The sequence below is a fragment of the Alistipes intestinihominis genome (assembly GCF_040095975.1).
Lineage (GTDB): Bacteria > Bacteroidota > Bacteroidia > Bacteroidales > Rikenellaceae > Alistipes > Alistipes senegalensis.
On sequence record NZ_JBBMFL010000004.1, the window covers coordinates 1 to 12658 of the forward strand.

Below are 12658 nucleotides of genomic sequence, written 5' to 3' on the forward strand. Positions count from 1 at the left end.
GGGCGCTCCCATGGATTGTGCCCAGCCGTTGATCCCCCACATCACGGCGAACGTCACGAATATCACTGCCGTGGGAATTACGGAATGCGCCAGCCCCAGCAGTCCCATCAGGGCGTTCACCGCCGCCGAGAGGATGAGTCCCGTAGCCATGAAGCGTTTGATGTTGCAGTAGTCGGCAATGAATCCGTTTACGAATTTCCCGACGGCATAGGCGAAGAGGAGCGCCGATCCGATGACTCCCAGCTGCGAAGCATCCAGCGCTCCGCTGTCGAGAATGGGTTTCTTCATAACATTGAGACTCGTGCGGCAGACATAGTAGAGACTGTATCCGAGCGTCGCCGCCGCGAATGCCTGCAAACGCAGGCGGCGGTAGTATTTCGAGCGCGCGTCGGCATCCATCTCGCGGGCCGGGGCCGGGGGACTGATGCGGTAGAATTCCGTGAAGCGGTTCATGGGGTTCGGATTCGTCGTTGTTTAATCGAAAAGATCGTTCAATATGCGGGCAAGACGGTATCCGGCCTTTTGAATCTGACTCTCGACCAGCGGCAGCGCCTTGTTCAGGAAATCCTGCCCCAGCCGTTCGTCGGGTTTGGCCCATTCGAACTGCACTTCGCAGCACACGGCGGCATCGTGGAGCCAGTCGCGGGGCGTTCCGGAGGCGATGGCCTGCCGTTCGGCTTTGGAAACCCGGTCGAGTTCGTCGGCCCATTCGCTGACGGACCAGATGCGTGCGGTGGTGATGATCTCGTTGTCCCAGACGCTGTGAACGTAGAATTTGTGCGGTTTGTGGTACTTGTCCTCGAACAGTACGTCGTATTTCATGTCGTGGGTCGTGTATTTGATGTGCGCCGGGCAGTGCATGTCGCCCACCAGGTGAATGACGTATTTGAGGTTGACAGCCACGGCCGAGTCGGTGAGACTGCGGTAGTTTTTCAGGTTTTCGACGGCCAGTTCCAGTCCGTAGATGGCGTTGCCCCGTTTCGGGTTCAGCAACTCGTCGGTATAGCGGAGTCCGGCATCGACGGGTGCCGTGTGCCAGCCGTCGGTGAAGGCGTATTCGGGGGTTTTGCGGTATTCGTCCATCCATTTGGCGTAGTAGACGACGGAGTGTCCCCCGAGGTATTTTTCGATGCGTTTTTTAGCTCTCTTCGTCAGGTTGCGCTCGGCGATTTTGGCGATGGTTTCGTGCCCTTCGCGTCCCCATCCGAAAACGGGTCCGGCCTGAAGGAATCCGGCGCACAGCAGCAGGAACAGTAATTTTTTCATAGCGGTCGATGGTTTGGGGTTAATCGTGGAGTCCGCGCGAGCGGAGATAGGAGATCAGCAGTTCGGGACGGTCGGTCTGGATCATGGTGGCACCCATATCGACGAGCTTTCCGTAGACGGCGGCGGGATCGCCTTCGAAAGCCCTGTCGTCGTCCAGTCCGCCGCAGAGCGATGCCCAAAGCGAGTTGACCCAGAGTTTCGAACCTCCGGCGACGACTTCCCGCATGCAGGTTTCGACCTCGGGTGCCGGGCGGTCCCAGCAAATTTCATAGGCCAGCGGCACGATGCCTTTTTCGCGGTATTCGGCGAAGAGCGCCTGCCCTTTGGGTTTGAGGATGTCGATGATGGGCATGTACATCATGTTGCGGGGGTGTTCGGCGAACTTCGCGGCCACGATTTCGGGCGCGCGCTTGCCTTTGATGAGAATCTGCTCCGTGACGCCCAGCTCCTCGGTGACGGCCAGTACGAGGTCGTAGTATTCGTAGCCCTGGTCGATGTTCACCACGATACGGTCCTTGCAGGCTTTGAGCGCTTCGCGCAGCGTCGGCATCCGCAGGCTGTCGGTGACGACGTTGTGAGCCCGGCGCAACTTGCAGCGGCGGATCGAGTCGTAGGTGATGTCGCGGACGCGGCCCTTGCCGCTGGTCGTGCGGTCGATGGTGTGATCGTGGCAGAGCACCAGCACGCTGTCTTTGGTCAGTTTCAGGTCCAGCTCCATGATGTCTACGCCCATGCGGATCACCGATTCGATGGCCGGAATCGAGTTTTCGGGGTAGTTGCGCCAGTCGCCGCGGTGCGAAGCGACGAGGACTTTCCGCGAGGAGGGGTTGTGGATTTCGGTCACGATGGCTTCGGCGCGGTTGGCCGCAGTCGGCGTCCCGGCCTGTTCCCCGCAGGCGGCTCCCGAAAGAGCCGCTGCGAAGATCAGCAGTTTGTTGATTTTTCGTATCATAGGTTATCGTTGGATTAAGTATTCGTTTTCATGTCCCAGTACGACCTGCTCGGCGACGCTGCGCAGGTAGGCGGCCTTCGATGCCTCGATGCCGCAGTCGGCGGGTGAGTTGCCGAACGCCTCTCCGAAGAGCACGAGGTAGTTGACGCAGGCTTTCAGATAGGCGCCGTAGACCGACTGGTGCTTGTTGTCGGTGTGGTAGAGGTTGATGCCCGAAGAGCCTTCGCGCACGATACGGAACGCCACGCCGATCGGCGATACCCACGTTCCGGCGGCTTCGGCCATGGCGTGTGCGCCTTTGGCGTTGTAGTTTTCGAAGGTTGCGAAGTCGGTGAATCCGCCGTAGCTGCTGGCCGAGAAGGTCCAGGTCTGTTCGAGAATGACTTTGCAGGAGGCCGATTTCGCCCGGATTTTGTCTGCCAGCGCCGTGCAGTTGGCGGCTATCGACGCTGTGCCGTCGCGCCCGTAGGTCGCGGGATTCTGGCTTTGGTCCTGAATGAAGGCGTAATCGTAGCCTCCGATGTCGATGGCGTCGGTCGAGAATGACAGCTCCAGATGCTGCCCGAAATTCTGCGAACCCTTGAAGTGCCCTTTGACATTGAGGTAATGCCCCTCGTTCCAGGCGATCTCTTTGAGCATCCACGCTGGATTGCTGTAATAGGAGAACGAGTTGCCGAGGCAGAGCACCTTCTTCGTGTCGCCCGGGATCGCCGTGCCGAGGTTCTGGACATAGGAGCCCGAGAATCCGAACGGCGGCAGCAGGCTCGCCGAACTGCTCGCCGAGATGTTCTGCGTACCTCCCGAGCAGGTGTAACGTCCCACGGCGCGGCAGCGGATCTGCACCGCTCCCTCGACGGGATCGGTGAAACGGACGGTCTGCATGACGCTGGCGTGCTGGTAGCCGCTTCCCGTGGCTGTGCCCGAGCACTTGTAGGTGTAGCGGATCGAAGGGTCTTCGGGTGCGGTGAGCAGGTCCTCTTCGACGCTCTTCCAGACACCTCCGTCGAGATACTCCACGATGAAGTATTTGGGCGAATTGGCCTCGCCGGCCATCGTGGCGTCGAACTCCACGGCCGTGCCGGCTTCGAGCCGCTTCACGGGCAGGGTGTAGAGCCAGTAGTCGCCCTCGACCATCGTCGAGACGGCGGGCTTGTAGGAGTTGACCGTGCGGGTGAATTCCCGTCCGGCATTGGCCTCGCCGTGCACGACGGAGATGTAACCCGAGCTGCCCGAGGTGGCCGGGAGCATGTTCGACACACTCCACGGGGTATTGTACTGTCCGACAGTCGATGCCGAGAAGATCCACTGGCTCGGGAAGGCCGGGCCTGCCGCCTCCTGCGTGACCGATACGGTCGCCGTCTGCGTCAGGTCCGTGGAGGCGAAGGTAACTGTTGCGGACCGCGGCTCGGTCTGCGGGTTCACGTCGGCCGTGATGCGGATTTGCTGGACGTAGGGGCTTTTCGTGCCCGCTGCGAGCGGCGTGTCGTTCAGGTCGGTGACCTTCACCCATTCGCTGCCGCCCGTGCTTACGGTCCAGTCGTAGTCGGCGGCCGAGAGGCTCACGACGGCGGCGTCGGTTCCCAGGGCGTTCAGTCCGACCGATCCGGGAGCGACGTTGAAAGTCGCCTCGGCGGGAGTGGTCGATCCGGCAGGGTAGTAGAGGATGTTCTCCCGCGTGACGTTGACAGCCGCAGCGCTGTGGGTCCCGAGGTAGTCCATGTAGTTGTCGGCATTGATTCCGACCATGACGTAATTGCCGTCGTTGTAGGTTCCCACGTCGCCCTGCGCGATGCAGTTGCGGAATACGGCGGCCTTGTTGCACTGCCCGAAAAAGCTGCCTTTGTATTTGTTGTTGTCACGGTCGGAGATGACGCGGCCGTAGTTCTCGCATCCCACGAACTCGTTGTCGTCGTGGTTCACGAGGCACACGATGCTGCCGCAGCACCCTTCGTTCTTGCAGATCACGTCGCCGCGGTTCACGACCTTGGTGAATTTGGCGCCTGTGCCCGTGATGCAGGTGATGTTGCCGATGCGGGCGCCGCCTGCGGTGGCGAACTCGTTGAAATTGTTGCCGTAGTTGGCGCAGTCGGTCAGGTGGGTGTAGCGGTTGGCTGCCGCGACGATGCCCGATGCGCGGCCGACTTTGGTGGTGAGGTTGCCGCGGTTGACGCAGGCGGTGAACGCGACGGCGTTGGCCGAGCTGGCGTGGTTGGTGCTGAATCCGCAGATGCCGCCGATCTGTACGCCGGTTGCATCGCTCTTGCTGTTGCCGCCGTTTTCGGCCGTAAGGTCGGCTTCGTTGGTCAGACGGTCGAGCACGACCCCTTCGTTGGCGAACGCGAGTCCGATCATGCCCATCGTCATGCGGACGTTGCCCGCCGAGCCGTCGAACGACATCGGGGCTTCGTTGGTGACGTTGCGCACGGCGGCGTCGTAGACCAGTCCGGCGAGGATGCCGCAGTCGGTGGCTTTCGAGGCCGTGATTTCCAGCGAACAGGAGGAGTCGAAGACGAGGTTTTCGACGACGGCTCCGGGACCCAGTGCGCCGAAAAGTCCCCAGGCGCGGTTGGGAGTGGCGTTGTCGCACACCATCCTGAAATTGCTGATCGTGTGATCCTGTCCGTCGAAGAAGCCCGTGAAGGGGCGTCCTGAGCTGATCGTGAGGGCGTTGCTGGCCAGTGCGAAGGTCGCGTCGCCGATCGGCGTCCATGTTGTGACGCCCGTCATGTCTATGTCGTCGAGCAGTACGACGACGCCCTCCTCGTTCTGCCACGGGGCGAGGGTTTCGCCCGCGTTGACCGCTGCGGCGAACTCCACGAGGTCGTCGGCCGTCCAGATGCCGCCCGGAGGTGCGAAGGCGTAGAGCGCTTTCGCCAGATGGCGGGCCGAGAACACGCCGTCCTTTTCGTTATAGGTGCGGATGCCCGATTTGTAGACGTTTTTCGTGTAGGTCTTGTCATCGGCGGTCGTCAGCGTGAGTTTCAGCCCGGCCGGGGAGGTGAAGCGTCCGACGGGGAATTTGATGGTCTGGGGCTTGGTCAGATCGGCTCCTTCGGGAAAATCCAGCGTCAGCTTCGTGCCGGTCCCGTCGGGTGCCGGGGTGAGGGCGAGCGTTGCGGGATCGACCGTGCCGGTGAAGGTCAGCCAGCCTTCGAAACCCTCTTCCGAGGCGGGTTCTACGGTGATCGACCGGGCCGGACTGTCCAGCTCTCCGGCGTCGATGCGCAATTCGACGACCGAGAAGATGTTGCGGAACGAGACGTGCAGCGCCCCTTCCGAGAGGTTGTTTTCGAGCGGCGTGCCGACCAGCGGCGCGCAGGCCGTGTTGACCTGTTCCGCACTCTGGAACGAGATCGTGCGCCGGGCCTCCACGCCGACCGTGCCTTCGGCGGTCGTGGCGGGGTAGTAGGCTGTCAGCGGCTTGGACGCATCGTAGGAGGCGATGCCCGCTTCGCTGGTGAAGGTGGTCGTGGTGCCGGCTTCGGCGGCGGTGTATTCGTAGGCAGCGCCGTCGTATACGACCGTGATGCGGTCGCCGGCTTCCCACGTGCTCTTGCCTTCGTTGATGTCGGTGCGGGTCGCTGCCGTGCAGGCGGCTTTGATGATCAGCCCTGACGAGGCGGGAAGCGGGGCCGGGTCGGTGATTTCGGGGTCCCGGGTGCAGCCGGCGAGCAGCAGCGCCGCGCTTAACAGAATGATATGCAGTTTTTTCATGTCGGTCGGGATTTACTCTTTGTTCTTGTCGTCGTCGAATTCCGTATCCTCGATGCCGTTGTCGGGCTTCTCCTGGTCGATGTCCGACATGTCGGTCACGGCGTAGGGCGTTGCGAGGGCATAGCGTGCCGCCTGCAAGGCTATCGGGGCGTTGGCATCGGTGACGGGCGTCGAATAGCTGCCCGCCGTGGAGTTCGAGGTCGTGTAGCGGAACGTGTTGCCGTCGAGCGTCACGCCTCCGAATGCCGGAGAGATCAGTTTCTCGAAGACGGCGCACGAGGCGGCGTAACGCGCGATGCCGTAGTCCATGTGGTATCCGTCGCGGGTCATGTCCATCGAGTTCTGGAGCTTCGACGTGCGGAGGTTTTGCAGGACGGTTCCCGTGGCGATCACATCGTCGAACGAGACTTCGGCCATCACCTTTTTACCCTGCGCGACGATGGCGGCGTACATGTCCGCCTGCGACGAGGCGAAATTGTTGACGATCACCGTCTGCTGCGAGTAGCTGACGATCGCCGGGTCGCCGTAGGCTTGCGAGAGGATATAATAGAACTTGGGCATGGCTCCGGTCTGCGTCGATTTGACATTGTCGATCAGTCCCTGAAGGGCCTCCTTTTCGGTCGAAGTCCACGACCAGGCGTTGACCTTGCCGGTGTGCTCCTGGATGGTCACGATGTCCCATCGGTCCGATGCGGCGACCTCTTTGATCGTCTTGTTCATCAGTTCGGTCCATCCGGCGGCTCCCGGACCGCACTCGTAACAGCGGTAGTCGTTCACGGTGGCGAATCCGTTGTTGTACTCGGGGACCGTGCGGCCTCCGTAGTACATGTGCGTCATCTTCACCTTGTCGAGACCTGCGGCCTTCAGCATGCCGGGCAGGTGCTCCACGGCGTCTTTCGTGAAGCTGTTGCCGATGAAGAGGATGCGCAGTTCGGCATCGCCGCCCGTACCGCCTCCGCCCGTGCTGCCGATTTGGTAGACGATGTTCGTGAGCGTCGATTTGTTCGAGCCCTGCTTGCCCAGGTAGTTGGCCTGATCGGCTTCGGCGTAGGAGTCGAAGACGGGCGAGCCGTTGTTGTAGGTGCCGACTTTGCCGCCTGCGGTGCAGTCGGTCCACTGCGCCACGCCGTTGTTGTAGGCCCAGAAAACGCCGCGGTTGCCGTCGCTGAGGATCGTGCCGTAGTTGGCGCAGTTCTCGAACGTAGCGGTGTTCGACATCGACGTGATGCCGCCGCAGCGGGCGCCGGTCGTCGAGGTGAGGTTCCCGTAGTTCGTGCAGCCGCTCATCGACGAACCCGTGCCCATGTTGCAGGTGATGTTGCCCAGACGCCCGGCGTCCTCCTTGGGGCACGTGTTCATCTGGTCGCCGTGGTTGACGCAGTTGGTCAGCTGGGTGTAGCGGTTGGCCGCGGCGACGATGCCCGACGTGCGGCCCGTCGCCGAAGTCATGTCGCCGTAGTTGATGCAGTCGGAGATGATGACTTTCTGCTGCGACGATCCGTCGTTGGAGGAGAATCCCACGATGCCGGCGATGTGGTAGCCCGTGGCGCCTCCGGCGGTGTTGTTGTCGCGGTTTTCGGCCGTGATCGCGCCGTTGTTGTTCACGTTGTCGATCGTGACGCCCGCCGTTTCGGCGAAGGCCGTGCCGATCAGGGCCATCGTGATGCGGACGCTGCCCGCCGTGCCCTGAAAGTGCATCGGTGCGCTGCTCGTGATGTCGCGCACGGTGGCGTCGTGGACCATTCCGGCCACCACGCCGTTCGACGAACCTGCCGTGGCCGTGACAGTCAGCGAACAGCCCGTGTCGAACGAGAAATTCTCGACCACGGCGCCCGGGGCCAAAGCCCCGAACAATCCGTATGTCGCGCCCGCCTCGCTGCCCGCGGCGACCATTTTCAGGTTGCGGATGCGGTAGCCCTGCCCGTTGAAATGCCCTGCGAAGGGCGTTCCCGTGAGGGTGAGCTTGTTGCTTGCAAGTTCGAAAGCCGCCTTGCCGATGGGGGTCCACTCCGTGACCGCCGACATGTCGATATTGGTCAGCAGGCACACTTCGCCGTCCTCGTTCAGCCATTCGTCGAGCGATCCTCCGGCGTTGACCGCCGCTGCGAAGGCCACCAGATCGTCGGCGGTGCGGATGCCCTTGGCCGTCGAGATGTCGCCTCCGTATTTGGTGTTGGTCACCTTGTCCTCATTGCCCGTCTTGATCAGGCCGATGTAGTCCATGTAGTTGGTTTCGTCGATCTGCACCATCACGTAGTTGCCGCCGTTGTACGATCCCACGCCGCCTCCGGCGGTGTTGTTGTCCAGTTTCGCGCCGTTGTTGATGTTGGCCACGAGCGTTCCGCGGTAGGTCGCCAGGTCGGTGATCACGTTGCCGTAGTTGGCCGAATTGACGACCTCGCTGTCGGCGGAGTTGGTCAGACAGACGAGCCCTCCGGCGTGGGTCTTGGCATTGGTGGCAACGATGTCGCCGTAGTTCGTGCAGCCATCGACCGCCGACGAGGTGCCGAGGATACAGGTGATGTTGCCCAGGCGTCCGCCGCCCGATTCGCCGTAGGTGTTCAGCATGTCGCCGTGGTTCTCGCATTCGGAGACGACCGTAAAGGTGTTCGCTGCGGCCACGATGCCCGAAGCGCGGCCCGTCGAGACGGTCATGTCGCCGTAGTTCGCACAGCGTGTGATGAGGTTTCTGAAGGTCGATGTGCGCGAGGTGTTCGAGACGCCCGCGATGCAGCCCGGCTGCGTCGAGGTGAACCCGGCGCCGCTGGCGGCTCCCGGCACGGCCTTCATGGCACCGTAGTTCTTCAGCCCGATGAGCTTCGTGACGGTTTCGTCGCTTGTGCCGGCTCCGTAGACGAAGCCTACGAGGCCCATGGTCATCAGTTTGTTCGAAGCGCCGTTGCCCAGACACTCCATCGGGAGGTAGCTGGTGCACTCCTCGATCGTTGATTCGACGCTGGCCCCGGCGATAACGCCCGTCGAGGTGACGCCGTTGCCCGAGACCTTGAACGACCCCGTGTCGCCGTTTTCGGCTCCCAGCACGAGGTTCTTGACTGTCGCGCCTTTCAGCACGCCGAACAGGCCGTATGCCTGGTTGTCGCCCGTGAGCGCCGCTTCCATTTTGAGGTTGCGCAGAGCGTATCCCTGCCCGTCGAACGTCCCTTCGAAGGCGGCTCCGGAAGGGGTGGACGCCGCCGTCGTGGCGGCGAACGTGCCGTTGCCGATGGGCGTCCACTGGGCAACGTCTTTCAGGTCGATGTCGTTCATCAGCACGGCGGTCATCAGCTGTGCGCCCGTGCCGGCGTTGACATCGGCAGCGAACTGCACCAGTTCGGCGGCCGTCCGAATCTCGATGCGGTCGCTCGCGGCCTTTGCGAAGAAGACCGGGCGCAGCACCGTGTGCTCCATCATGTCGTAGGCCACCGCGATCAGGTGTCCCGCGCTGAATCCTGCCGGGAACGTGACGACGATCTGCTGCTGCTCCTTGTCGAGCGCGGCTTCGACGCCCTCGGCTGCGGCGATGCCGACCAATGCGTCGGCGGCGTGTTCGCCGTGCAGCGTGTATTTGACCGTCATCGGGGCGGATGTATCGACCACCGTGGTGTTGATCGCCGTCGAGAGCGTGAGGTTCAGCACCTGCTGGATGGGCAGCGTGATGACCTTCCCGTTGCCGAGCGTCAGCGACAGATTGCCGTTGGCGTCGCGGGCGATCTCCCTGAACAGACAGCTTTCGCCGTCGTTGGCCTCGATCGGGCGCCCTGCGGCGTCGTTCAGCCGTTCGCTGTTGACGGTCCAGAATCCCTGTTCATCGACCGACACCACGGGGGTGTGGCCGCTTACGGGAACCCGTTCGCCGTCTTTGTCCAGCAGCGGCGCGGTCTGTCCGTCGGCCGTCACCGTCCAGTAGTAGAGACCGCTTTCCGCATCGGGCTCCACGCCCAGCAGCGGAACGTTGAGCATCTGGTCAACGGTGGCCAGCACGACGCTCTTCTCCTCATCCTTGTTGTCCTTGTAGGTGATGATGCAGTTGCCTTCGGAATCCTGCGTCATCGCGGTGATGACGTTGCCCGAGGTCAGCTCGCTCAGGTCAGCGAGCTGCTCGTTGAGCGATGCGATGCGGCTTTGGAGCCTGGCGATCCGCTCCTTGAAACCGTCGATGCGGCCGCCGAGTTCCGAATCGTCGTAGTCGCTGCAACCTGCCGCGAAGGTGACGGCGGTCAGAAGCAAGAAATATAGGAATCGTTTCATGAATGTCTGGATTAAGCGTTAGTAGTTCTGCGACGGATCGAAATATTCGCTGTTGCGGTAACACAGAGCGTTGTCGTTCGTGGCTTCGGGGGCGCCGCTCGGGTTGTCCTTGTAGGTGTCCCATTCGCCGACGCGGCCGCCTTTGGCGCATTGCGTGACGAGCCCCTTGGCGCTGTAACCGCAGGCCCATCCGGGACCGTGCTGCGGCGCTCCTGCGTCGTAGGTGATGTTGGCCAGGATCGTGCCCTTGTTCACGCAGCCGACGATCGTGGCTTGGTTGTGGCCCACGAAACCGCCCGTGCGGCATCCCAGCTGCGAGAAGACATTGCCGTTGTTGGTGCAGTACTCGATGCGGATGTTGTTGTTCGTCACCGTACCGCCTACCAGACCGCCCATGCGCTTGTAATTGTAGTAGTCCCTGCTGCCGCCGTACTGGCCCGCGGCGTCGTCCTGCACCGTGCCGTTGTTGACCGAGTTGCTGACCGCAGTGCCGTTCTCCTCGCTCGTCGAACCGCCCAGCGTGCCGACCAGTCCGCCGCCGCGTCCCGTCGGGGCGCTCACTTCGCCGTTGTTGGTGCAGTAGTCGATCTTGATGCCTCCGCCGAGCGTGAAGGCGCAGATACCGCCGACGTTCATGCCCGTGCTGCCGTTGGCCGTGTTGGTAATGCGCCCGGTCTTCACGTCGCCGTTGTTGACGACGGCGTCGGCTTTCGTTTCACCGCCGATGACCGTGGATTTGGCGCATCCGGCGATACCGGCGAGCATCATCAGCGTCGCATCGGGGTTGTCGCCCGTGAGGATGACCGAAACGTTGTTGGTGACGGCGGTGATCGTCGAACCTTCGGCGTATCCCGTCAGCGCACCGACGGCCACGACGTTCTGACTGGCCCCCGTGACGGTGATTTGGTCGCCCGCGGCGCCCAGCTTGAGGTTCTTGACCGTGGCGCCCTTCAGCGCACCGAACAGGCCGTGGAGGTGGGTCGTCTCGCTCTCGGCGTCGAAGGTCCACTGAATGCCGCTGATCGTGTGGCCCTGGCCGTTGAATACGCCCGAGAACGGATTGACCAGCGTATTGTACGAGGGTGTTCCCGTGGCTTTGCCCGCTCCGATCGGAGTCCACTCGGTGAGCCCCGAGAGGTCGATGTCGTTGAGCAGCACCACTTCGCCCGAGGCGTTCTCCCAGCGGCTCGTGCTGCCGCCGGCGTTGACCGCTTTGGCGAAAGCCACTAGGTCGGCGCCCGTTGCGATGCCCGGTTCGGCCGGAGTGTCGGGAATGACGGGCGACTGGCGCACGCCGAGCGTCACGGTCACGCCGTAGGGACGGTTCGAGAAGGTGATCGACCCTTTGCGGTCGGCGCCGCTGTCGTTCTCATAGTAGTCGGCCACGAACGAATGGGTCGTGGTGACCATCTGCGCGCGCGTCGCAGGGGCGGGTTTGAGCCACGACTGGCACTCCTCGGCGATCGTCACGTCGTATGCGATGTCGGCCGACACCTTGATGTCGAACTCCGTGAATTCGCCTTCGAGCGCTACCTCGGTTCCGGTTCCGAACTGCGGGTCCCACGTCGGGGGTGCGATCTGGGCCGTTCCGTAGGTGAAGAAGAGGGGCTTGAGCACGGTGTTGCCTCCGGCCGAAACTAAGATGACCGTGTTGCCCTCTTCGGCTCCCTCGTCCAGTTTCACCGAGATCGTGCGGGTGTACTTGTCGATCTCGACCGTCACGTTCCAGGCCGTGAAATAGTCCACATACGCCTCTTCGGCTTCGCTGCCCGACACGGTGTACTTGATGTAGGCCGGAGCCGAACGGTCGGGGACGGCCGTCACGGGGGCGGCGTCGAACGTGATGCTCAGGGCCTCGAATACCGGAATTTCGAACGTGCTGCCGTCGGCGAGCGTGAAGCGGACCCTGCCGCTCTCCTCGTCGGTCTCGACCTTTTGGAACAGCGTGTTGCTCACGTCATTGGCCAGCACGGGTTTGCCGTCCTTGCCCGTGAACCGTTCGCCGTTGACCGTCCAGAAACCCTCGGCGTCGATGCCCATCGTGGGAGGCACGCCGCCCACGGGCATCATCTTGCCCCCGGCGTCCAACAGCCATTCATAGGTCTCGCCGTTGTCCGCCGTCGTGCGCCAGTAGAGCTTTCCTTCGAACTCCCCGGCTCCGACGATCGGGGCGGTCACCACGTCGTCCTGCGTGGCGAGGGTGATGGTTTTCGTCTCGCCGCCGCGGTCGCGGTAGCAGACGACGTAATTGCCCTTGTCGTCCTGCTTGAGGTAGGAGATGAAGCTGCTGTTGACCAGCGCTGTGAGCGAGTTCATCTCGTCGTTGAGCTCCGCGACGCGCTTTTCGGCCGCTGTAAGTTCCTGCTCGATGGCGTCGATGTTTTTCCGAAGCTGCCCGTCGTCGTACTCGTCGCATCCCCAAAGGAGGACGAAACCGGCGGTAAGCAGTATGATGTTCAATAACTTTCTCATTGTTCT

6 protein-coding genes are annotated in these 12658 nt (G+C 62.4%); all 6 read right to left on the reverse strand.

Annotated elements, in window-relative coordinates; all coding sequences use genetic code 11:
* Positions 1-453, reverse strand: a 453-nt coding sequence (locus WMO46_RS04470; RefSeq protein ID WP_349093895.1) for an MFS transporter, incomplete at its 3' end; no start/stop codon positions are given.
* Positions 454-474: 21 nt separating this feature from the next.
* Positions 475-1266, reverse strand: coding sequence for a S1/P1 nuclease (locus WMO46_RS04475; RefSeq protein WP_288660324.1), 792 nt, complete (start codon positions 1264-1266; stop codon positions 475-477).
* A gap of 19 nt (positions 1267-1285) precedes the next feature.
* Positions 1286-2218 (reverse strand): glycerophosphodiester phosphodiesterase family protein, encoded by a 933-nt coding sequence (locus WMO46_RS04480; protein ID WP_349093896.1) that lies wholly within the window; start codon positions 2216-2218, stop codon positions 1286-1288.
* A 3-nt stretch (positions 2219-2221) separates the two neighbouring features.
* Positions 2222-5932 (reverse strand): BACON domain-containing protein, encoded by a 3711-nt coding sequence (locus WMO46_RS04485; protein WP_349093897.1) that lies wholly within the window; start codon positions 5930-5932, stop codon positions 2222-2224.
* 12 nt (positions 5933-5944) lie between these two features.
* Positions 5945-10180: a DUF4886 domain-containing protein gene (locus WMO46_RS04490; protein ID WP_349093898.1), complete on the reverse strand. Its 4236-nt coding sequence runs from the start codon at positions 10178-10180 to the stop codon at positions 5945-5947.
* Between the two features lie 18 nt (positions 10181-10198).
* On the reverse strand, positions 10199-12652 hold the full coding sequence (locus tag WMO46_RS04495) for a PL29 family lyase N-terminal domain-containing protein (protein ID WP_349093899.1): 2454 nt from the start codon (positions 12650-12652) through the stop codon (positions 10199-10201).
* Positions 12653-12658: the final 6 nt, after the last annotated feature.

Coding starts and splice junctions, on each gene's coding strand:
- WMO46_RS04475 (WP_288660324.1), bottom strand. CDS start 1,266: ATGAAAAAATTACTGTTCCTGCTGCTGTGCGCCGGATTCCTTCAGGCC.
- WMO46_RS04480 (WP_349093896.1), bottom strand. CDS start 2,218: ATGATACGAAAAATCAACAAACTGCTGATCTTCGCAGCGGCTCTTTCG.
- WMO46_RS04485 (WP_349093897.1), bottom strand. CDS start 5,932: ATGAAAAAACTGCATATCATTCTGTTAAGCGCGGCGCTGCTGCTCGCC.
- WMO46_RS04490 (WP_349093898.1), bottom strand. CDS start 10,180: ATGAAACGATTCCTATATTTCTTGCTTCTGACCGCCGTCACCTTCGCG.
- WMO46_RS04495 (WP_349093899.1), bottom strand. CDS start 12,652: ATGAGAAAGTTATTGAACATCATACTGCTTACCGCCGGTTTCGTCCTC.